Here is a 22,094-nt window from a genome sequence, read left to right as displayed (position 1 = left end):
TCTAACCGAAGCTTGTTAGACGGTAGTCTTCGCCTTCAGAAGATTACTTCAACTCAACTTCGGCACCAGCCTCAACGAGTTGCTTCTTAAGGTTCTCAGCTTCGTCCTTAGGCAAGCCTTCTTTAATGGTTTTGGGAGCACCGTCAACCACATCTTTAGCTTCTTTCAGACCAAGACCTGTAAGTTCCTTCACTAACTTCACGATCTGCAGTTTGTTAGCACCAGCGGCTTTCAATACTACGTCGAAGTTTGTCTTTTCAGCAGCGGCAGCACCACCAGCTCCACCTGCGCCAGGCGCAGCTACAGCTACAGCGGCAGCAGCAGGTTCAATACCGTAGGTTTCTTTCAGATAAGAAGCCAGTTCGTTAACTTCTTTCACGGTGAGTTCAACAAGTTGATCTCCAAGAGCTTTAATATCAGCCATTTTTGTAAGATTTAATTAATTCAGGTTCAACAATAATTTTATTTCGCGCGAGATTCCAGTGCTTTCACCAGACCGGCCACAGTGTGCTTTCCACTCTGAAGAGCAGAGATAACATTCTTGGCAGGAGATTGGAGCAGGGAGATAACTTCGCCAATGAGCTCATTTTTAGACTTCAGCTCAGCAAGTACTTTTACATTTTCGTCACCGATAAAGAAATCGGCGGAGATAGAAGCTGCTTTCAGCTTCGGTTTGCCTTCCAGCTTTTTGCGGAATTCCTGGATCACCTTGGCAGGTACGTTGCCGGCTTCTTTGGAGAAAATCACTCCTGAGAAACCATGCAGGCTATTGAACAAAGGTGAGAAATCCGTGCCTTCCTGCCTCTCGAGCGCTTTGCGGATCAGCGTGTTCTTGTAAACACGGTACTCCACACCGCTTTTGAAGCACAGCCTTCTGAAATTGTTCACCTGGGCTACGGTAAAACCGGTAGCGTCAGTGATGTAGAAGTGGGCATGGTTAGCAAATTTCTCTGCGAGCTCTTCTATAATCTGTGCTTTTTCTTCTCTGGTCATGTTTTTAGATCTTAAATACCAGCAATTGAATTCGTGTCAACGGTGATGCCCGGGCTCATGGTTGTAGAAATAGTGATACTTCTGAAGTATGCACCTTTCGCAGAGGCGGGTTTCAGCTTTGCCACGGTTTGGATCATTTCCGCAGCATTGTCCCGGATCTTATCGGCCGAGAAGGAAGCTTTTCCAATGCCCACGTGGATGATACCTTGTTTATCAATTTTGAAGTCGATCTTACCGGCTTTCACTTCTTTGACGGCCTTACCGACTTCTAGCGTAACAGTTCCTGATTTAGGGTTTGGCATTAAACCGCGAGGTCCAAGCACTTTACCGAGCTTACCTACTTTTGCCATAACGGTGGGGGTACAGATGATCACGTCGATGTCTGTCCATCCCTGTTCGATCTTCTGGATATAGTCATCCAGGCCTACGTGATCGGCACCGGCATCTTTCGCCTCCTGATGTTTGTCAGGGGTGGAGAGCACCAGCACACGTACGGTCTTTCCGATACCGTGGGGTAAAGAAACCACGCCACGAACCATCTGATCAGATTTCTTAGGATCAACGCCCAGGCGGATATCCAGATCGACAGATGAATCGAACTTAACGAAGGTGATCTCCTTCAATACTTTTGCTGCCTCTTCCAGAGAGTATTCTTTCTCGGGATTGTATTTTGCTAAAACAGCTTTTCTGTTTTTTGAAATTCTTGCCATTGTCTTAATCGGTTATTTATCCCAAGGGGCTGTTCCTGATACTGTGATACCCATGCTTCTTGCTGTACCGGCAACCATTTTCATGGCTGATTCAACCTTGAAAGCGTTGAGGTCGGGCATTTTGGTTTCCGCGATGGTTTTCACCTGATCCCAGGTGATCGATCCAACCTTGGTGCGGTTAGGTTCTGCTGAACCTTTCTGTTTCTTGGCCGCATCGAGGATCAATATGGCAGCCGGAGGGGTTTTGATCACGAAGTCGAAAGACTTGTCGTTGTAGATCGTGATTAAAACCGGCAGTACCTGGCCGGGTTTGTCCTGTGTACGTGCATTGAACTGCTTGCAAAAGTCCATGATGTTAAGACCTTTGGAACCCAATGCCGGGCCGATGGGGGGTGCAGGGTTTGCTGCGCCGCCTTTTACCTGTAATTTCAGATAACCTGTTACTTCCTTTGCCATATTCGCTTAGCTCAAAATCTTAGTCTAATTTTTCTACCTGCATATAGCTCAGCTCCACCGGAGTGTTACGGCCGAAGATCTTCACCATAACGTTGAGCTTTTTCTTGTCTTCAAAAATCTCTTCCACAGTTCCTGTAAATCCGCTGAATGGACCGTCCATTACTTTTACGGATTCGCCTTTGATAAACGGTGTTTCGAGTTTTACTTCGAATTCGTCGATCTCGTCTACCTTACCCAGGATGCGGTTCACTTCAGACTGACGAAGCGAAACAGGTTCTTTGGAAGAGCCGGTTCCGTTGTTACCGAGAAAACCGATCACGCCAGGGATGTTATTCACTGTGTGATAAGCCTCACCGTTCGACAGGTCTGCTGAAACGAGCACATAACCGGGGAAAAAGTTTCTTTCCCTCACCCGCTTCTTGCCTCCCCTCATTTCATATACCTTCTCTGATGGGATAAGCACCTGCGGAATGAAATCCGTCAGCTTGGAGCGCTCGATCTCAGTTTCCAGGTAAGATTTTACCTTCTTTTCCTGGCCACTGACAACCCTGAGTACGTACCATTTCAGCTCGCCCATGCCCGTATATTAAAATTCAGTATAAAACCACTGCAAACCGGTTTTGAAAACCCAATCAATCGCCCCGATCACCAACGCAAAAAGGGTAGATGCCACCAAAACCAGCACGGCACTTCCCTGTAATTCACTGTACTTGGACCAAGTTACCTTGTTCTTGATCTCATCCCAGGATTCTGCGATATAGGTTCTTAATTTCTCCATGATCTTTAATTATCTACCAAATGCCAGGGCTTCGGTAGATGGTCAGCCCTGTTATTTTCTTTGCACGGGTGGAGAGACTCGAACTCCCAGCCAACGGTTTTGGAGACCGCTACTCTACCAATTGAGCTACACCCGTTTATTTCATTCTTACAGGACTTACTCAATTTGGCGGAACTTCACCAGCTCCTGTCGGAGCTACTCTACCCATTGAGCTACACCCGTTTATTAAAAGCTTCGCTCCTGGTTGAAGCTGTTTCCAGCTCCTCTACCTCCCCGATCATTCTCGGGATGAGCTACACCCGTTTTATTCCCTGTTTTTCAGCCCTTTTGTCGCCACTTTAACGGGGCCCGCCCAATCTCCTGAGCCGCACCCGTCTACTCAGCCCAAAAGGACTGCAAAGGTAGGAGAAAACACCAGAAAACAAAAGCGTTCCTGAGAAATTTCTCAGAAACGCTTTGTATTGATAATCAATCGATTAATCGAGGATTTCAGTTACCTGACCTGATCCTACGGTACGGCCACCTTCGCGGATAGCGAAGCGGAGACCTTTCTCCATAGCGATCTTGTTGATCAGCTGTACTTCGATTGAAATGTTATCGCCAGGCATAACCATTTCAACGCCGGCAGGCAGCATGATCTCGCCAGTTACGTCCGTTGTACGGAAGTAGAACTGAGGGCGGTATTTGTTGAAGAACGGGGTGTGACGACCACCTTCTTCTTTAGACAGTACGTACACTTCAGCCTTGAATTTAGCATGAGGTGTTACTGAGTTAGGCTTACAGATAACCATACCCCTCTTGATCTGCTCTTTTTCAATACCACGGAGCAGCAGACCTACGTTGTCACCAGCTTCACCTCTGTCGAGGATCTTGCGGAACATTTCCACACCAGTGATGGTAGAAGTAAGGTTTTCAGCACCCATACCGAGGATCTGAACGGGGTCACCAGTTTTGATCACACCGCGCTCAATACGGCCGGTAGCAACAGTACCACGACCTGTGATCGAGAACACGTCTTCCACAGGCATGAGGAAGTCTTTGTCAACCAGACGAACGGGGAGCGGAATGTGCTCATCTACAGCGTTCATCAGCTCTTCAACTTTAGCAACCCACTTAGGCTCGCCGTTGAGGGCACCCAAGGCAGAACCCCTGATCACAGGCATGGTATCGCCAGGGAAGTTGTAAGCAGACATCAGTTCGCGAACTTCCATTTCAACGAGGTCAAGCAATTCAGGATCGTCAACCAAGTCAACTTTGTTCATGAACACTACCAGGGCAGGTACACCTACCTGACGGGCCAGCAGGATGTGCTCGCGAGTCTGGGGCATAGGACCATCGGTAGCAGCTACCACGAGGATAGCGCCGTCCATCTGGGCAGCACCGGTAACCATGTTCTTCACATAGTCAGCGTGACCAGGACAGTCAACGTGCGCATAGTGCCTCTTTTCAGTAGCGTACTCTACGTGTGAAGTGTTGATGGTGATACCCCTTTCTTTTTCTTCAGGTGCGTTATCAATAGAAGAGAAGTCGCGCATTGAAGCAAGTCCTTTAGTAGAAAGAACTTTGGTAATTGCAGCAGTAAGGGTGGTTTTGCCGTGGTCAACGTGACCGATGGTACCAACGTTTACGTGCGGTTTCGAACGATCGAATGTTTCTTTAGCCATATTTGAAAATCCCAGTTAAAGTTTAAAGTGTATTAGTGTTTATTAAAATTTGTCGTTTTAATGTCTCTCCTTCTGAGAGAAAACTACACCCTAAACATTGTAAGCCTTTCGAATAAGGGTTATTCGCTTGGGATTTCTGACACGCATTGATGTTCGCTACGCATCGGTGAGCAGAGATCTCAAAAATTCAAAGTTCGAAATATCCAGTTTCAGGTTCGGGGTCTAAAATTTCAAGTTGCGCTTCGATCGAGCCTAACTTTAAACTTCAAATTTTAAACTTTGAAACTATTTCCTGAGCCGTTGAACAGGATTGAACTGTCGACCTCTTCCTTACCAAGGAAGTGCTCTACCACTGAGCTACAACGGCATTTCCTTGGTATTGATCATTAGGTATTCTCCCAATGCCTGATGCCAGGAAGAGAGCGGGAGACGAGGTTCGAACCCGCGACCTGCAGCTTGGAAGGCTGCCGCTCTACCAACTGAGCTACTCCCGCGTTGACCTCACCTGGCCTCTCCTTAAAAGGAGAGGAAAGATAAGGAGTGGGGGAAATAGGATTCGAACCTATGAAGTCATAAGACAACAGATTTACAGTCTGTCCCAGTTGGCCGCTTTGGTATTCCCCCTGATGATTGGTTTCCAGTAAAATAAAGAACTCTGAAACCTGCCTCTTTAGCCTGCGCTGAAAAAACAGGAGTGCAAAATTATACGGTTTTCCACTTTTTCAAAACTTCTATGTCGAAATTCAAATAATTTCACACGAATTCGAGAAAGATCTGTGAGAAGCCTGCTGCTTTGCCCGCCGTTTTTATCAGAAGATTATCCATTCGGGTGCTTAAAAAGCCCAAAAACCCAATGTTTCTCTCTAAGCATCAAGCTAAGCATTCCCTAAGCCTTCTCTAAGCATAGGCTAAGCTTCAAAAAAGTCATAAGAAAATCCATCCGCCTTTACATGGCGATAATGTCCGCGATGATGCCGGTACCGAACTCTTTCTTGAATAATTCGAGCACCTGGTTCTTGTGCAGGGAGAAATCATGCTTCATAGAAGGCGAATCGAGCTCCACAAAAAGCACTTTATCTCTTATATAGATCTTTTTGGTACGCCGGGCGATTGGCTTGCCGGCTATTCTTTCCCAGGACGCGATCAGTTGGGTCTCGTCAAATTTCGAGGTGAGGCGGTATGAGTTCAGCATCTCGCGGATAGCCTGCCCTACGGATTGAATATCGTCTTTGTCTTTTTTCATGCTAAAATCCCCATCGCCTTTGCCTGTACAAAGTTTAGTCAAATCGGGCTACTTCTCAAGAAAATTCTGGCGATTCTGATATGGTACCGTTCTTCACATAAAAAACGGTGGCGGGAACATCCACCGACCTGAGCAAGGCGGCGGTTCTGTCGGGACGGGCATCGGTAATGAATAACTGGCCCAGCTCGTCGTGCCGGATCAGCTCCAGCAACCTGGCGATCCGGAAATCATCAAGCTTATCAAAAATATCGTCTAATAATAAGATCGGCTTAAAACCCTTATCCCGTTTAATGATCTCGAACTGGGCCAGCTTCAGGGCGATGATAAAAGACTTCTGCTGTCCCTGCGATCCCAATCTTTTCAGGTCGCCCGTCCCCAGGGTAAACTGGTAATCGTCGCGATGCACGCCGAAGCTGGTACGCTGAAGATAGAGGTCGCGCTGCCGGTTGGCGTTGAGGCCGGCTTCAAACCCGGTCTTTAACAATTCGGTCCTGTATTCCAGGTCGGCCTGCTCATCGGCTACAATAAATTGATAGAACTGCCTGAAAACGGGCAGGAATTCATGGATAAAACGCTTTCGTGTATCAAAAAGCACTGTTCCGGCCTGCACCAGCACGCGGTCATACGATTCAAGGGCAATGGCATCGAACGAGCTGGTATCCGCAAACATCTTCAATAAGCTGTTGCGTTGCTTCAGTGCCTGGTTGTAGCGGATCAACGCTTCAAGGTAAACCCTGTCGAGCTGCGAAATGATGCTGTCGAAGAACTTTCGGCGCTCCTCGCTTCCCTCCTTCACCAGCTCGGTATCGTCAGGAGCGATGAGTACCACAGGATATTTTCCGATATGCTCGCTCAGCTTCTGGTAATCGTTAACGCCTTCGCGGAAGGTCTTTTTCGAGCCCGCCTGAATGGAGCAGGTGATGTCGCGCTGGTCCCTCTCGCGTTTGAACGATCCTTTAACGGTAAAAAAATCTTCACCCTGGCGAATGGAAAAATTATCGGAGGAGGTAAAGGCGCTCCGGGTCAGCGACAGGTAGTGGATGGCGTCGAGCAGGTTTGTTTTGCCACTGCCGTTTTTTCCTACCAGAACATTGATTTTGGATGAAAAATCCAGCCTGGCCTCCCCATAGTTCTTGAAGTTAATAAGCTGGAGTTTCTCTAGGTACATGCAGTATTTACAACGTATTTATAACGAAAGTTTGGCGAATGTTCGTTCGGGGCTTATTTTCGCAGTTCATTTCAAAATTAGGAATATGTCTACGACCACCAAAGCGAAGAACGAGCCGGTTGCCAAAGAGGGGAAAATTGAGTTTTCCAAGGAAACATACCTGTTCTGGTATGACAGCATGCAACTGATGCGCAAGTTTGAAGAAAGAGCCGGGCAGCTTTACGGAATGCAAAAGATCAAGGGATTTTGTCACTTATATATTGGACAGGAAGCCTGCGTTGCAGGAGCGGTTACGGCCCTGACGAAAGACGACAAGTGGATCACGGCATACCGCGACCACGCACATCCGCTGGCACTGGGCACTGACCCGAAAGCCGTGATGGCCGAGCTTTTCGCGAAAGAGACCGGCATCTCTAAAGGCAAAGGCGGCTCCATGCACATTTTTGATAAAGAGCATGGTTTCTTTGGCGGACATGGCATTGTGGGTGGACAGATACCACTGGGCGTAGGCATTGCGTTCGCTGAAAAATATAACAAAACAAAAAATCTTTGCATGTGCTATATGGGCGACGGTGCTGTGCGCCAGGGTGCTTTTCACGAAGCGCTGAACCAGGCCATGCTGTGGAAGATCCCTGTGATCTTCGTTATCGAGAATAACGGTTATGCCATGGGTACCTCTGTGCAGCGCAGCTCTAACGTAACCGAGCTTTATAAACTGGGCTTGTCTTACGACATACCATCCGAGCCTGTTGACGCCATGAGTCCTGAGGCTGTTCACATTGCCGTGGCCAAGGCGGCTGCCCGGGCACGCGCCGGTGAAGGTCCTTCCCTGCTTGAATTCAGAACTTACCGTTATAAAGGCCACTCCATGTCTGACCCGGCCAAATACCGCACCAAAGAAGAGGTGGAAGAATACAAGGGCCGCGATCCCATTGAGGTGGTAAGAAAGGCTATCCTGGCCAAGAAGTTCGCTACCGAAAAAGAGCTTGAAGCGATCGACCAGCGCATCATGCAGGTGATTGAGGAGAGCGTGAAGTTTGCAGAAGAGTCCAATTTCCCGGATCCTTCGGAGGCGCTCAAGGATATTTACGCACAGCACGACTATCCTTACATCACAGATTAGAACCCATCTCAAAAATACCTTTTGGAAATTTCCGGCGTCTTTGCCCATTCTGCTTCGTTGGCTTTTTTGCTCAGACTACCTCCTGTATGGGCTGCAAAAGCACGCCTCGCATAATGGCCAAATACTTGAAAATTTCCTTAAAATCTATTTTCGAGATGGGTTCTGAACAGGTTGTTAAGTACGATCCAAATTTGTAGTTTTGCGCCCCATCATGTCTGGTCCTCTCTTAAAATCAACAAGGAGCAGGAGACCGGCCGCATGGAGTATCACAGAATAATATCATGGCTAAGAAGGTAGAACACAAGCACGAATTGCTCGAGAACCCCGAGGCACTCGCCGACAAACTGCAAGGCGCAGAGACCTGGGCTGAGCGGCATCCCAAAACCGTTATCGGTGTTTCGGTACTGATCGCGCTGATCGTAGGAGGCTATTTTGGCTTCCAGTACTTTAAGAACTCCAAAGAGGCTGATGCCCAGCGTGAGATGTTCCAGGCTGTTTACTATTTCGAAGCTGACAGCCTCGACCTGGCGCTGAACGGTGACGGAAACAACCTCGGCTTCATCGACATCATCGATGAGTACGGCATTACTGACGCTGCCAAGCTGGCCAATTATTACGCCGGTGTTGCTTACCTGAAACAAGGCAAGTTTGAAGTGGCCCGCCTCTACCTGGAAGACTTCAGCTCGAACGACCTGCTGGTTCAAGCGAGGGCGTACAGCCTGATCGGCGATACCTACATGGAAGAAGGCAAATACGAAGATGCCGCCAAATATTATGACAAGGCCGCTGACTACAAGCCCAACAAGTTCTTCACCCCTACTTACCTGATGAAGGCAGCGCTTGCTTATGAAAAGGCCAACCAGAACGACAAAGCAAAAGACGCATACGATAAAGTGATCAGTGAATACTGGGAGTCTTCTGAGTATCAGAATGCCCGCAAGTTCAAGGCAAGACTGGACAGCAATTCGTAAAAGAATTCAAGTATAAATTTAAAGGGATAGAGTTTCTATCCCTTTTTTGTTTAAAACCATGAGCAGAATTCAAGTATTGAAAAAGTCTCAAAGAAAAAAAGAGCTCACCTCTGACCATAAGAAAGTCTTGGATCAACGATTAAGGGAATACAAAGCGAATCCCTATGATGTGCTGACGTGGAATGAGATTAAAGCGAAGTATTCTTACCAGAAATGAGATTTCAATTACATTCCCTTCACATATCTTTGTCAAACGACATTTAATTACTAATCACTTACCAAGCTATGGCCGGACCATTAACATCAGGAAAAGTTAAAAGCAAGATCGATCTGTCGAAGAAAAAATTTGCCATTGTTGTGGCGGAGTGGAACGAAGAGATCACCGAGGCCTTGTACGAAGGTGCCGTAGCCGGCCTTACGGGGAACGGTGTGAAGAAATCAAACATCGTACGAAAGAATGTTCCGGGCAGCTTCGAGCTTTCACTGGGCGGCTTGTGGATGGCCGAAGAAAAGAAGATCGATGCCGTGATCTGTCTCGGCTGTGTGATCCAGGGTGATACCCCTCATTTCGATTATATATGCCAGGCCGTTGCTTATGGTGTTACGGAAGCCGGATTAAAAACGCGCAAGCCTGTGATCTTCGGTGTGCTTACCACGCTGAACAAACAACAGGCTCTTGACAGGGCGGGTGGTAAACTTGGCAACAAAGGTGAAGAAGCGGCGATCACCGCCATCAAGATGCTCGACTTCTGAGTCGTTCGTTTATTCCGTTAATACAAAACCTTTTTTGGCCAATGCCTGCAAAGCTTTCAGCAGGTTTACAGCACCGGTGCGCTGCAGGATCTCCTTTTGTATTTTGGTGATCATTTGCTGGCTCACATTCAGTTCGTGAGCGATCTGTTGTACGGTCAATCCATCGGCTGACTTGCGGAGGATCTCCAATTCACGCGAACTTATTGAAACTTTCATGATCTCTGTGGTTGCTCACAAAAATTGCATGTAAACCGGTCTAAGATCAATACCGAAAAAATGGTATTCGGAATCAATCCTTAATGCGGCGTGAATGGCAGACATAAATTTCCTATGGCACGTGAAATGCAAATAGCCCCGGGCTTGCACCCGGGGCTATTCATATTAAGGCCCTTCAAGCCTTTGATGAGTATCCTGTAAAACAGGAATGTTATTACATGTTCTTCACAACTTCCTGGCCGAACTCAGAGCATTTCAGCAGGGTTGCGCCTTCCATGAGGCGGTGGAAATCGTAGGTTACACGTTTCTTGGAGATGGCGCCTTCAAGACCTTTCACGATCAGGTCGGCGGCTTCCTGCCAGCCCATGTACTCGAACATCATCACACCGGAAAGGATCACCGAGCCAGGGTTCACTTTATCCTGACCTGCATACTTGGGCGCTGTACCGTGGGTAGCTTCGAAGATGGCGTGGCCGGTTTTGTAGTTGATGTTTCCGCCAGGGGCGATACCAATACCACCGACAATGGCTGCAAGGGCATCGGAAATATAATCGCCGTTAAGGTTCAGGGTTGCAACCACTGAATACTCATCGGGCCTTAACAGGATCTGCTGCAGGAAGGCATCGGCGATCGCATCTTTGATCACGATCTTGTGGCCACCTTTTTCAATCACCTGCCATGGTCCGCCGTCGAGATCTTTTGCACCGAACTCGTTTTTCGCCAGGGCATATCCCCAGTCGCGGAAACCTCCTTCAGTGAATTTCATGATGTTGCCTTTGTGCACGAGTGTTACGTTAGGCTTCTTGTGCTGGATGGCAAACTCGATGGCCGAGCGGATGAGGCGCTCAGAACCTTCTTTTGAAACGGGTTTGATACCGATACCTGAAGTCTCAGGGAAACGGATCTTCTTGAAGGCCTTCGGGAAAGTTTCGCCAAAAAGCTTCAGGAATTTTTTATTTTCTTCGGTTCCTTCCTGGAACTCGATACCTGCGTAGATATCTTCAGTGTTCTCGCGGAAGATCACCATGTTGGTCTTGTGCGGCTCTTTTACCGGTGAAGGCACACCTTTGAACCACTGCACGGGGCGAACGCATGCATAGAGGTCGAGGTCCTGGCGCAGGGCAACGTTCAGTGAGCGAATGCCGCCACCTACAGGTGTGGTCAAAGGTCCTTTGATACCCACCAGGTAAGTTTTGAAGGCGGTGAGGGTTTCATCGGGCATCCATGAGCCGGTTTTGTTAAAAGCCTTCTCACCCGCTAAAACTTCTTTCCACTCTATCTTTCTTTTTCCTTTATACGCTTTTTCAATGGCTGAATCGAATACGTGTTTGGAGGCAGGCCAGATATCTACGCCCGTGCCGTCACCTTCTATGAAAGGAATCGTCGGATTGTCAGGTACTACCAGCTTTCCGTTGCTGATGCTGATTTTTTGATCGCTCATTTCTTATAATTTTAGTGTTTTGAGTAAGGCTTTTGTAAAAAGCCCCGAAAAATAGAAAAAAAGATTATGATTTGAAGGGGGTTTTAGGGGTGGCCGGATCATTGCTTATGATCTTTAGCCCGGGCAAAGCACTTTATTGACGTTCTATCCGTTCCCGTATTTAGAAAAAACCTTATGAAATCGTTTGTTATCCTCATTTCTGTCCTGATCCTGCAGGGCTTTACGTTCACCAGCCAGAAGCCGGCCACGGAAGGTATTCTGAGCAAAGAAGAGCAAAAATTATATGAGCTGATCATGGAATACCGTAAGTCGAAGGGATTACCGCCCATCGCGTTGTCGGCCAAGCTCACCAAAGTGGCGCAGGCGCATGCTCGCGACCTGTCAGAAAATTACAAGTTCGATTTCGACAACAAATGCAATCCGCACAGCTGGTCAAAAAACGGCAAATGGTCGCCCTGCTGCTACACCAACGATCACAAAGAGGCGAAATGTATGTGGGATAAGCCCCGAGAGATCGCCGATTATGCCGGCAACGGGTATGAGATCGCCTATTACAGCTCGAAGGGTGCTACTGCCGAAGAAGGCCTTACGGGATGGAAAGCCAGTCCGGCGCACAATCCACTCATTGTCAATGAAGGGATCTGGAACCAGGTTCAATGGAAGGCTATCGGCATAGGCCTTTACGGCGAATATGGCATCGTATGGTTTGGTGAAGTGGAAGATGATGCCACGCCAGCTCCTGCTCCGAAGCAAGCTCCTGCTTCGAAACGGAGATCGAGTTAATACTTCTCGTCCTGGTTGGGAAAATCTTTCGACTTCACATCCGTGACATAATTTTTCACGGCCTTTGTCACTTCGGAATCAAGGTCGGCATACCTTCTCAGGAACCGGGGCTTGAACTCTTTGGTGATGCCCAGCATGTCTTGCATTACCAGCACCTGGCCGTCTGCATCTGGCCCTGCGCCAATGCCGATGGTGGGTATCTGAATGGACTGTGAAACTTTTTTGGCAAGCGCCGCGGGGATCTTCTCCAATACAATACCAAAACATCCGCAGTCGTCGAGCATCTTGGCATCGTCGAGCAGTTTTTTTGCTTCGGCTTCTTCCTTTGCCCGCACGGTGTAGGTGCCGAACTTATAGATCGATTGAGGGGTAAGTCCGAGGTGTCCCATCACAGGGATGCCGGCACTCAGGATCCTGTCTACAGACTCTTTGATCTCGCTGCCGCCTTCGAGCTTCACGGCATGGGCGCCGGCTTCTTTCATGATGCGGATGGCCGAACGTAACGCTTCACCGGAGCTACCCTGATACGTACCGAAGGGAAGGTCAACGATCACCAGCGCCCGCTTCACGGCACGCACAACAGACGCTGCGTGGTAGATCATCTGATCGAGTGTGATGGGCAATGTTGTCTCGTGTCCCGCCATCACGTTGCTGGCGGAGTCACCTACCAGCACTACATCTATACCCGCTCCGTCGATGATCCTGGCCATGCTGTAGTCATAGGCCGTCAGCATCGCGATCTTTTCGCCGCGGTTCTTCATTTCGCGGAGCTGATGGGTGGTGATCCTTTTAATTTCCTGCTTGTGAACTGACATTGGGAACGATTATCGTAAATAAACGGAGGTCTCTTTACCTAGGTTGACCTCAACATGATCGCGGATGGTGGTGGAGAGCTCGTAGCCTGTATACTGCGGATAAACCGGGAACAAGGTGTGACTGCGATTGACCAGCACGGCGATCTCGATCTTTTTAACTTCTATATCCAGGAATGGTTTGATGCCATAAGCGAAGGTGCGGCCCGTGTTCAGCACGTCATCCACCAGCACAATACATTTTTTCTTCAGTTGTTTCGCTTCGCTGTCGAGCGTGATCTCGCTTTGCTGCGGGGCGGATTTGTCAAGGCTTACCTTCACCAGGATGGGCTTCACGGGGGAGATCGACTCAAGCTCCTTCACCAGCAGCCTGGCCAGCACATAGCCCTGACCTTCGATACCGGCAACCACAATGGTCTTCTCTTTGAAATTGTGCTCATAGATCTCGTAGGCCATCCGCCGGATCTTCTGCTTGACCTGCGTGGCATCGAGAATCAAACTTCTTTCAGCTATCATGCTCAATTTTGAACGGGCAAAGATTTACTGTCTTTAAACGTAGAGAGGATCACCATCGACTGGAGGCTATCGACCACATCGATATTAGAAACTTTCTCCAGCATGAGCTGCTGATAGGCTGCTATGTCTGCGCAAACTATTTTCAGGATAAAGTCTCCTGCACCGGTGATGTGATGGCACTCAACGATCTCATCTATCTGCTTAATGGCCTTGATGAATTTTTCAATATTCTCCTTGTTATGGCCTTTCAGGGAAGCCATCACAAAGGTGCTTACGCTAAGTCCTACGCTGGCCGGATCGATCACTGCATGATAGCTTCTGATCACGCCCGAGGTTTCGAGCTTGTTTACCCGCTCCAGGGTGGGTGCGGGTGAAAGACCGATCTCCTTGGCCAGCTGCGCATTGGTAATGTTTGAATTGGCCTGAAGTATCTCAAGAATTTTTCTATCCGTAGCGTCGAGTTTTACATTAGATTTCATTGAATAAGGGTTGATTGCCAAATTTTATTTGGGTAAAAATAAAGGAAAAGCGCATTCATTACAGGAACTACCGGGGATTAATTTTCAGCGGAAATAAGCACCTTTTGGGTCTTTACGACCCCGCCATCACTGAAAACCAGGAGGTAGATGCCACTCTGAAGTCCGCTGACATCCAGCTGAAAGTGGTTCAGACCGTCGGCGGATAAAACATTGTTCTCCAGCATTTTTTTGCCGAAAGCATCCACCAGCATGAAACTGACCGCCGTTTTCCCAGGAGCGACCCACTCAACATTGAGGATGTCCTTTGCGGGATTGGGGTAAGGACTTATAAACGAGGTTTTTTCATTCAGCTCTGTACAGATACGGTTGCCCTGAGGAGCGAAGTCGTTCTGCAGATCCGCCGTTGCGCAGAGGAAGGTTACATTGCCCGGTGCCAGGCCGTAGCTCAGCACAACATTATACAAAGCAGCGGGCGCGATCGGTCCCTGCACCATTTCACGCAACGTTACATTGCCGGATATATCCACATACACAGGCAGATCTTTCAGAAAGGTGTTGCCATTGTTCTGCAGGGTAATGATCACCTTCAGTGTACCGTCGGCATTCTCAGACATGGTGATGGTCCTGAGATCCACATCCGGCTGCGGCGTCACCGACCTGATCGTCTTGCTCATCCTGCTTTCACATCCTTCGATGCTGGTGGCGGTGAGCGTACTCACAAACTCCCCTGTTTGCTGGAATACATAAGCCGGTGAAGCCTGCGTAGACATTCCCATTCCGTCACCAAACGTCCATGCATATTGTGCGGCGTTGGTAGAAGTATTCGTAAACTGTACGCTGAGCGGCGATGCGCCTGTTTCTGGTGTGGCCGTGAAGCCAGCCACGGGAGGTGTTGCTACACTTACCGTTTTTATCGCTGTGTAACTGCAGCCCGATTGCCCGGTCACGTTGAGCCTGACATTTTTATTGCCGGTAGCTGTAAACCTGAACAAGGCTGGTGAGCTGGTAGCCGTGCCCAGCCCGCCAAAATCCCAGGTACGTTGGGTCACAACGTCTGCGCCGGTGGTTATGTCGGTAAATATTGCGTCAGTGCCCACGCAGTTTTTGGATACGGAAAAATCGGGAACGAGTGGCACAGGTATGGATACGGTTTTGTTGTGCGTTGTCTCGCATGCATTGGTTCCTTTCACCACCAGCTTTACAAGATGATCGCCCGGAGTGCTGAAGGTGTGCACGGGATTGGGCACCTCGTAATAAGATGTTCCCATCTCCCAATAATAGGTGAGGATGTTGTTTCCTGTGCTGGTAAAATTGACCGCATGGTTGTTGCACGCCAGCGAATGACTGACAGCGACTGAAGGCGACTGCGCGATGGAGATGGGTTTCTGAAGGCTGCGGGAACATCCGAAATCAGTTATAGCAGTAAGTGTTACGTTGTAGATACCGGCATTGACAAAGTTATGCGAAGGACTTTTTGCCTCTGACGAGGATGGCGATGCAGGATCGTCGAAACTCCACTGCCATAAAACGATGTCGCTGTCTGTCGGATCGGGGGTCAGGTTCGTGAAAGGGGTCTGGGTATTGCTGCACGACTGCGGCGGCGGGTTGACAGAGAAATCAACGGCTGGCCCGGAGCGAATGACAACAGACTTTGTTTTTGTGTTATTACATCCTGAAGGGCTCAGGGCCGTGAGTGAAACCGTGTAGGTTCCCGGGGCCGTGAACAGGTGTGAAGGATCGGGCTGCGAGGATGAGCCTCCGTCATCAAAATCCCAGCTGCGGCTGCTGACCGCTTCTCCGATGATGCTGGTAAATTGTGTTGCTGTTCCTTCGCAAATGCCTGAGATTGAAAAATCTACCGTGGGACCGGCTTGAACGTTGGTGGTGATATCGTCTTCATCAAAACAACCCGGGATGGACGTTTTGAGCTTGATGGTTTTAGACCCGGTGGTAAGAAAAGTGTATTCGAGATCGCGCGTGGTGCTTACCGGGTCGTTATTCACATACCATTGATAAGACAGAAGGCCGTCGAAGTTATCGGTGGTGTTGTTGGTGAATGTAATTTGACTATTTGTGCAGAGCTGCCCGGGAGGAGTGTTAAAAACTGCTGCAGGCTGATTGTAGATTGTCACCTGATGTGATGCTGTGTTCTCGCATCCATTACTTGCTGTGACGTGAAGATCAATGGTGTAGTCACCCGCGCTTGCATACTGATGTGAGGTACCTGCCCCCGATGATGAGGCCATATCGCCAAAATCCCAGTTGTACGTTGCTATGTCGCCGGAAGTATTTTGTGATGTGAAGTTAACGTCATGTCCTGCACATACATTCCCGGTGGTAAAATCGATATCAGGCGATGTGTTGGCTGTTATGGTGATGGTTTTTCGCACCGTGTGTACGGCCTGGTCTGCATTGACGGCACGTAAAGTAATTTGATATGTGCCTTCTGTGGTATAGCGGATCTCCGGCACTGCATCGGTTGACGTTGGTGTAACCGCGGCGCACGTAACCGGTAATGTTATACGCGCCAGCCTCCGGTTAGAGAGGTCTATCGAAAAGCCAAACCAGGTCGAGCCATCACGCACCCACTCCTGGGCAAAGTTCTCATTGGAGATCCCGAGGTTGCCCAGGTTTGTACCGGTCCCTGCTTTATCTGTGATACTTTGTCCGAAAGAAATCCGGTAAAGTGGTCCGACCGCCGACTGGATGAATGCAAAGTATTCTCCGCCGTCTTCATTGATCACAACACTGGCGGGAAAGTTATAGGCCGGCGACATTGTAATTGCCAGTTCCCCAGTTGAAGGCGTGGAAAGCAAATCATTTCCAAAATCCATCCAGAAGACTTTTCCATTGCTATAGGATGTGACAAGCCCAAACCATTTGTCACACTCACGCGTGATGGCAATGCCGCGTATGTTATTTCCACCCGTTACCGCAAAAGACGCCGTGGTGGGTGTATTGAGGATCGAGTTGCCAAAGTTCAACCTGGTAATGTCAGATACGCTACCAACAAATGCCAGCAGAGAACCATTATGGCTGATGAGAAAGATCGAATTGGGCGTACTGAAGGTTCCCAGATTTTGAACAGCAGGCGCCGCTTGCAGTCCCGAGCTGAAGGTCAATCGTAGAATATTATTACCTCCAGTGTTGGCGACAAGCGCGTACCATACGCCATTCTGCTTGTGCATCCTGAAGTCGTAAGCACCATTCAACATATTGGAAGGGTTCCCCATATCCTGAATGGAAGGTGTGTTGGAAAGACTGTTGCCGAATTCAAATCGGATCAACCGGTTTGGACTCGATGCCTGATCGATGGTAAAACCAAACCAGTTGTTTTGCTCCTTCACGATCCTGATAGCCCGCGTTCTAAACAAGAGGTTTGAATTGAGGATGACGGTGGCCTGCGGTGTGGCCGAAAAGTCGTCGCTGCAAAAATCCCATTCATACTCCGTAGCACCTATTGTAAGGTTAGGGATCTGAATGTTCTGCATTCTGCAATTACCGGTGGGTACTGTAAAATCCGCAACAGGACATTGCGCCATATTTACATGATGTAAAAAAAGCAACGGCAATAATATCCTGAAAAACATATAAAAGCGGATAGAAGAGTTAATATCCATTATTCTTCAACAGTAACCGAACTCAAGGCAATTTTCAGTTTTCATACAATGTTATGTATTTCCTGATAATCTCAGGAAGCACAAATTTCGATTTTACAAACTCCCGGCCATTTTTTGCAAAGGTTTCACGCAAGTGTTTATCCTGGCACAAGCGAAGGATGGCCTGTTTCATATCTTCGATATCTTTATTCTTCACCAGTATACCTGACTTACCATTCTCAAAAAGCTCAGCCGGGCCTCCACAGTCAGTGGCTATAAGGGGCACTCCAAATGTAAGGGCCTCAAGGCAGGTCATTGAAAAAGACTCTGACTCCGAAAAGTTGAGAAAGATGGTAGCGTTTCGCATTGCTTTTTCAACATCGGGTTCAAAGTCGGTAAAAGATATATGAGAGTCCACCTGCAGATAGCGGGCCTTTTCCATGATCGACTGCTTATAGATCACGTTGTTCTTTTTACCCAGATCGCCGCCTGACATGATCATTTTCACACTACCGGGCATACTCCCGAGAGCAGCAGCAAATGCCTCCACGGCAAGGTCGTGCCCTTTGCCGGGAGTGAAGTTAGCTAGATAAAGCAACCTGATCGTAGCCTCATCCTGAGCAACATTTGTTGTCTGCCTGGGTTCAGCGGGCGGCAGGTTATAGATGACCTGCACTTTTTGTGAGTCTGTATGGAGGCCGTTTCTAACAGCGAAGGAATTACAAACCACATGATCTGCAAACCTAAGGATCAGTTTCACCCAAACATAATAGAGTGACCGCACATAGCTGTCATGCATCAGCCTGACATGGTAAATCAACTTGATACGAGGCTTCAATATCTTCACCACAATGCCAGTCATATTATACAGATCGTTAACATGAATAACGTCGACGTTCCTGGAGGAAACAATGAATGAAAGCCTGACAGCATTGTACAGCAGCATCGGAAAATAGAACAGCACAGAAAAGCGCTTGCTGATCTCTAAAAAAGGAAGCGTGAAATAATCCATTCCTTTTTCCGACAGATATTTTTTTAATGCCGAACCAGAAGGAATACAAAAGATAAAATGAAACTGAGCGTGCAGCTGTCTGCTCACAGTAAAGATCGATTTGAATGCTCCGGTAAAGGCACTCGCATTATCGATGACCAAGATCGTTCTTTTTCTTTTTTCCAAGGTGACGGCTCCGGAATAATTAAACTTACCCTCCCATATACTCTTCATGCCAGAGCATCAGGCCCAGAAATTTCCACATCATTACCAGGTTCATCTCCTTATCCACAGATTTACTATGCCTGTAAATGCGCAATTGTTTTTCAATCCATTGATGATCGATCTGCGGCCAGGCCTGGTTGAATGTAGCACGTGCCAATTTCTCATCAAACAATCTGTCCATATCCTTTTTAAACCAACTGAACAACGGAACACTGAACCCCATTTTTGGCCGGTTGAAATATTTCTCGGGTATATAACGCTGCAAGACCTTCTTCAACAGATATTTCGGATTACCATCCTTCACTTTGTATTGCAAGGGCACGCGCAAGGCAAACTCTATGAGTCGATGATCCAGAAACGGCTCCCTGCCCTCAACACCGTGATGCATGGTGGCGCGATCGGTCTTCACAAGATAGTCATTAGGGATAAGATGCTTGATATCCCAAAGCATGAAGAGATCAACAGGGTGGGCAACAGAATCAATCACATGTCGGGGAATATCCGTTTCCAAAGAAGGTATATAACCTTCAATATTTCTTTTCGCGGTAGCTTCTGTCACTGTAGAAATGCACCGGAGGTAAAATTCCATCCAGTCATTACTTTTGATCACCTGACTGAACTTGGCCCATTTGTTTCCCCAACGCCTACCTGTAAAATCGCCATCGAGCATTTCACCGATATTACCCGCAATCTTTCTCAAGGGTTTTGGATAGAAAAGCGTTCGGCTGCCGATGTTGAAGAATCGCATATACGAAGGGTAGCCGGCAAATAATTCGTCGCCCCCTTCAGAAGAGAGCACTACTTTCATATTATTTTCCCTGGCAATCTGTGTAACCAGCGAAGTAGGGATGCCGGAGCTATCATAAAAAGGCTCGTCATAGATCTTATAGAATTCATAGAGCCTTTGTTTGGCTTCATCGAGGCGCAGAATACGCTCCGTATGGTTTGTCTTGAAGTACTTCGCGATCTCCCGCGCATAGCCAGTTTCATCGAACCGCGGATCGTCGAACCCGATGGTGAAAGTATTCAGCTGAAACTGTTTCGACAAAATAGCCACCAGGGCAGTGCTGTCTACACCGCCGCTAAAAAAAATCCCCACGGGCACGTCCGACACCATCCTGTATTTAAAGGCATCCGTCATCAGTTCTTCAAGCCTGTCCGTCAGCTGCTCCTCCGATAAATTTGTGATTGGATCAAGGATATAGTCACACGCATCCCAGTATTTAGTGATCTCAAGCGCACCCTGTGCAAACCTGATATAATGACCCGGCGGTACTTTTTTGATATCCGAGAAAAAGGTATTGTGATTACTGACGGTGTATCCGTACTTCAAATATTCCCCAAGCCCGCCAACATCAACCTGGCCACCCGATCCATTTCTTAAAAACGCCTTCAATTCGCTGGCGAACGTAATACGATCTCCGTCTGCTTGATAGAACAAGGGTTTAACGCCCATCCTGTCGCGGAAGAGATACAGCTCGCGGGTTGTCTTATTAACAACCGCGAAAGCAAACATTCCGATGATACGATCTACAATTTTTACACCCCAGGCATGAAAGCCCTTGATCAGAACCTCGGTATCAGAATTGGTGGCGAAATGATAACCTAGCTTAACCAACGCCTCTTTTATTTCAACATAGTTGTAAACTTCACCATTAAAGATGAGCACCAGGTCTTCAAAATAAAAAGGTTGATTGGCATTGGTGCTGAGGTCGATGATGGAGAGGCGATTGTGCGCGAGCCCGATGTTATTTTCAAAAAAAACACCACCGGCATCAGGCCCTCTGTGATTCAGCTGCTGCTGCATCAGCTTCAGGTCGTGAAGCGTTTTATGTTTATCGATGAATCCGGAAATTCCGCACATTCGAACTTATGTTTATCTGATTAGTCTTTCTCTTTTTGTCGACCGTTCTTCAGCCTATCGCTATTGGCCGTCTGCTCCCAACAGCTCACGCCACAACCTGATATTATCTTCTTTCGAGAAGATGACGCTGCGTTTCTTGCCTGCCTTCGCGTAATGGCTTCTTACCTCAGGGTCACGAACAATTTTCGTTATAGCTTCTGTCCAGTATAATTTCTCATCATTTTCGCCGTGCAGCACCGGGGCCAGTATTCCATATGCCGAAAATTCCGGCCACACACGATCATCTTTTACAGATTTTTCCGATAACAATTCCCGGGGACCATAAGGGCAGTCAGCAGCAATCACCGGCACTGCGAGACACATAGCTTCCACTACGGTGTTGGGCATGCCTTCGTTCAAAGATGGCAGCAACAGCATGGTAGACCGTCCGAGAAAGCGATAAGGGTTTTTTTGATAACCCGTGAATATAATAGTGGCGTTATCAACCGAAGACTCATCGCCTGTCAGGTCTACGAAAGAGATCCCTGCTGCATCACATTGCTGAATAACCAGGGCTTTATCCGCTCCGTCGCCAACAATGAGTATTCTGAGGTCAGGTACCTCTTTCAGTATAGCGGGTAATACTCTGACAAATCTGTCGATGCCTTTTTCAGGGGCTATTCTTCCGGAGATACAAACGGTAGGGTGGTTGCTGAAGACCTGCTCCAAAAATGGCGAGACAGATTCTCCTGCCATGGCCGTGAGCCAATCGACATCATAAAAATTGGGCATTACCCGATAGGCAATACGTTTAAGTTTAAAGTGTTCGATCAACTCTATCCTCAGCCTATCGTTAACAACCAGGATCTGATGAGCATACGAATAAAAAAACGGCACCAATATTTTTTTTCTGATCCACCCTATAAAACCACGGATGTTACGATCGAACGATTTGGAGCCGTGCATGTACAATAAGATCCTCTCACCGCTGGATGACAATACATTCACATAATCGGCGCCTTCCAGGAAGCTTATGGAGAAATCCGGTTTGAACGTTCGTTTTATTCTTCTAAGTCGCACAATCCGCCTGAAAAAGTTCATTATTTTGGCCACATAACTGTTTGAAGCAGGCACGTCTAAACCGATCAGTTGTCCATGTAATTTCAGCGGCGCCATGTTATCCTTATTGAAGACAACCAGTGTGAGGTCGCAAAAAGGACTCAATATTTCGCTGAGTCTCGCAAAGGAGTTCTGAGCACCTCCAAAATCAAGGTTGGGAATGATGAGCAGCACTCTTTTTTTTCTGGTTTTCACGCTACTATCAGGAAGT

General features: G+C 47.9%; 23 protein-coding genes and 4 tRNA genes. 5 read left to right on the top strand and 22 right to left on the bottom strand.

Annotated features, from left to right (window positions below; all coding sequences use genetic code 11):
- Window positions 1–43 precede the first annotated feature (43 nt).
- The 13 genes from rplL to recF form a co-directional block, all read right to left on the bottom strand.
- Entirely contained in the window at window positions 44–424 is a 381-nt protein-coding gene (gene rplL / locus KK083_RS06505) for a 50S ribosomal protein L7/L12 (protein ID WP_254161798.1), read from the bottom strand.
- Window positions 425–462: 38 nt separating this feature from the next.
- Window positions 463–993 carry a 50S ribosomal protein L10 gene (gene rplJ / locus KK083_RS06500; protein ID WP_254161797.1) on the bottom strand — a complete coding sequence of 177 codons (531 nt, stop codon included), beginning with the start codon at window positions 991–993 and terminating at the stop codon, window positions 463–465.
- A gap of 11 nt (window positions 994–1,004) precedes the next feature.
- A complete protein-coding gene (gene rplA, locus KK083_RS06495; protein ID WP_254161796.1) occupies window positions 1,005–1,703 on the bottom strand; it encodes a 50S ribosomal protein L1 in 699 nt (232 codons plus the stop codon).
- Window positions 1,704–1,715: 12 nt separating this feature from the next.
- Window positions 1,716–2,159 (bottom strand): 50S ribosomal protein L11, encoded by a 444-nt coding sequence (gene rplK, locus KK083_RS06490; protein ID WP_254161795.1) that lies wholly within the window; start codon window positions 2,157–2,159, stop codon window positions 1,716–1,718.
- A 19-nt stretch (window positions 2,160–2,178) separates the two neighbouring features.
- Window positions 2,179–2,736 (bottom strand): transcription termination/antitermination protein NusG, encoded by a 558-nt coding sequence (gene nusG / locus KK083_RS06485; RefSeq protein ID WP_254161794.1) that lies wholly within the window; start codon window positions 2,734–2,736, stop codon window positions 2,179–2,181.
- Between the two features lie 9 nt (window positions 2,737–2,745).
- Window positions 2,746–2,937: a preprotein translocase subunit SecE gene (gene secE, locus KK083_RS06480; RefSeq protein WP_254161793.1), complete on the bottom strand. Its 192-nt coding sequence runs from the start codon at window positions 2,935–2,937 to the stop codon at window positions 2,746–2,748.
- A gap of 63 nt (window positions 2,938–3,000) precedes the next feature.
- A tRNA-Trp gene (locus KK083_RS06475) sits at window positions 3,001–3,073 on the bottom strand.
- 340 nt (window positions 3,074–3,413) lie between these two features.
- On the bottom strand, window positions 3,414–4,601 hold the full coding sequence (gene tuf, locus KK083_RS06470; protein ID WP_254161792.1) for an elongation factor Tu: 1,188 nt from the start codon (window positions 4,599–4,601) through the stop codon (window positions 3,414–3,416).
- A gap of 295 nt (window positions 4,602–4,896) precedes the next feature.
- Window positions 4,897–4,968 (bottom strand) — tRNA-Thr (locus KK083_RS06465).
- Between the two features lie 54 nt (window positions 4,969–5,022).
- Window positions 5,023–5,095 (bottom strand) — tRNA-Gly (locus KK083_RS06460).
- A gap of 47 nt (window positions 5,096–5,142) precedes the next feature.
- Window positions 5,143–5,225: transfer RNA gene (locus tag KK083_RS06455), tRNA-Tyr, on the bottom strand.
- Between the two features lie 322 nt (window positions 5,226–5,547).
- Window positions 5,548–5,844 carry a DciA family protein gene (locus KK083_RS06450; RefSeq protein WP_254161791.1) on the bottom strand — a complete coding sequence of 99 codons (297 nt, stop codon included), beginning with the start codon at window positions 5,842–5,844 and terminating at the stop codon, window positions 5,548–5,550.
- Between the two features lie 55 nt (window positions 5,845–5,899).
- Window positions 5,900–7,012: a DNA replication/repair protein RecF gene (recF, locus tag KK083_RS06445; RefSeq protein ID WP_254161790.1), complete on the bottom strand. Its 1,113-nt coding sequence runs from the start codon at window positions 7,010–7,012 to the stop codon at window positions 5,900–5,902.
- A gap of 85 nt (window positions 7,013–7,097) precedes the next feature.
- Between recF and pdhA the strand changes: the two genes are divergently transcribed.
- The 4 genes from pdhA (at window position 7,098) to ribH (ending at window position 9,859) form a co-directional block, all read left to right on the top strand.
- Window positions 7,098–8,135 carry a pyruvate dehydrogenase (acetyl-transferring) E1 component subunit alpha gene (pdhA, locus tag KK083_RS06440; RefSeq protein WP_254161789.1) on the top strand — a complete coding sequence of 346 codons (1,038 nt, stop codon included), beginning with the start codon at window positions 7,098–7,100 and terminating at the stop codon, window positions 8,133–8,135.
- 281 nt (window positions 8,136–8,416) lie between these two features.
- Window positions 8,417–9,106: a tetratricopeptide repeat protein gene (locus KK083_RS06435; protein WP_254161788.1), complete on the top strand. Its 690-nt coding sequence runs from the start codon at window positions 8,417–8,419 to the stop codon at window positions 9,104–9,106.
- 58 nt (window positions 9,107–9,164) lie between these two features.
- On the top strand, window positions 9,165–9,323 hold the full coding sequence (locus KK083_RS32740) for an addiction module protein (protein ID WP_369074964.1): 159 nt from the start codon (window positions 9,165–9,167) through the stop codon (window positions 9,321–9,323).
- 68 nt (window positions 9,324–9,391) lie between these two features.
- Window positions 9,392–9,859 (top strand): 6,7-dimethyl-8-ribityllumazine synthase, encoded by a 468-nt coding sequence (gene ribH, locus KK083_RS06430; RefSeq protein WP_254161787.1) that lies wholly within the window; start codon window positions 9,392–9,394, stop codon window positions 9,857–9,859.
- Between the two features lie 9 nt (window positions 9,860–9,868).
- On the opposite strand, the gene KK083_RS06425 is transcribed toward ribH, so the two are convergent.
- Both KK083_RS06425 and icd read right to left on the bottom strand, forming a co-directional pair.
- Entirely contained in the window at window positions 9,869–10,075 is a 207-nt protein-coding gene (locus tag KK083_RS06425; protein ID WP_254161786.1) for a LuxR C-terminal-related transcriptional regulator, read from the bottom strand.
- Between the two features lie 214 nt (window positions 10,076–10,289).
- Window positions 10,290–11,516, bottom strand: coding sequence for an NADP-dependent isocitrate dehydrogenase (gene icd, locus KK083_RS06420; RefSeq protein ID WP_254161785.1), 1,227 nt, complete (start codon window positions 11,514–11,516; stop codon window positions 10,290–10,292).
- A gap of 174 nt (window positions 11,517–11,690) precedes the next feature.
- Here icd and KK083_RS06415 point away from each other — a divergent pair, with 174 nt between their 5' ends.
- Window positions 11,691–12,299 carry a CAP domain-containing protein gene (locus KK083_RS06415; RefSeq protein ID WP_254161784.1) on the top strand — a complete coding sequence of 203 codons (609 nt, stop codon included), beginning with the start codon at window positions 11,691–11,693 and terminating at the stop codon, window positions 12,297–12,299.
- On the opposite strand, the gene panB is transcribed toward KK083_RS06415, so the two are convergent.
- The 7 genes from panB to KK083_RS32630 form a co-directional block, all read right to left on the bottom strand.
- Window positions 12,296–13,114, bottom strand: a complete 819-nt coding sequence (gene panB / locus KK083_RS06410) for a 3-methyl-2-oxobutanoate hydroxymethyltransferase (RefSeq protein ID WP_254161783.1) — start codon at window positions 13,112–13,114, stop codon at window positions 12,296–12,298. The two genes, KK083_RS06415 and panB, sit on opposite strands and share 4 nt — an antisense overlap.
- 9 nt (window positions 13,115–13,123) lie before the next feature.
- Window positions 13,124–13,627 carry a phosphoribosyltransferase family protein gene (locus tag KK083_RS06405; RefSeq protein ID WP_254161782.1) on the bottom strand — a complete coding sequence of 168 codons (504 nt, stop codon included), beginning with the start codon at window positions 13,625–13,627 and terminating at the stop codon, window positions 13,124–13,126.
- Between the two features lie 2 nt (window positions 13,628–13,629).
- Window positions 13,630–14,106: an Lrp/AsnC family transcriptional regulator gene (locus KK083_RS06400; RefSeq protein WP_254161781.1), complete on the bottom strand. Its 477-nt coding sequence runs from the start codon at window positions 14,104–14,106 to the stop codon at window positions 13,630–13,632.
- A 77-nt stretch (window positions 14,107–14,183) separates the two neighbouring features.
- Window positions 14,184–17,597 carry a T9SS type A sorting domain-containing protein gene (locus KK083_RS06395; RefSeq protein ID WP_254161780.1) on the bottom strand — a complete coding sequence of 1,138 codons (3,414 nt, stop codon included), beginning with the start codon at window positions 17,595–17,597 and terminating at the stop codon, window positions 14,184–14,186.
- Between the two features lie 163 nt (window positions 17,598–17,760).
- Window positions 17,761–18,930: a glycosyltransferase family 4 protein gene (locus KK083_RS06390; protein ID WP_262899462.1), complete on the bottom strand. Its 1,170-nt coding sequence runs from the start codon at window positions 18,928–18,930 to the stop codon at window positions 17,761–17,763.
- Window positions 18,908–20,785 (bottom strand): asparagine synthase (glutamine-hydrolyzing), encoded by a 1,878-nt coding sequence (asnB, locus tag KK083_RS06385; RefSeq protein WP_254161778.1) that lies wholly within the window; start codon window positions 20,783–20,785, stop codon window positions 18,908–18,910. The genes KK083_RS06390 and asnB overlap by 23 nt, the downstream gene beginning before the upstream one ends.
- A 60-nt stretch (window positions 20,786–20,845) precedes the next feature.
- Complete coding sequence (locus tag KK083_RS32630; protein WP_254161777.1) at window positions 20,846–22,078, bottom strand: glycosyltransferase; 1,233 nt, start codon at window positions 22,076–22,078, stop codon at window positions 20,846–20,848.
- Between the last annotated feature and the right edge of the window lie 16 nt (window positions 22,079–22,094).

The organism is Chryseosolibacter histidinae (genome assembly GCF_018598225.1).
Lineage (GTDB): Bacteria > Bacteroidota > Bacteroidia > Cytophagales > Cyclobacteriaceae > Chryseosolibacter > Chryseosolibacter histidini.
The sequence above is the reverse complement of the archived record's forward strand: the minus strand, read 5'-3'. Positions and strand labels throughout refer to the sequence as shown.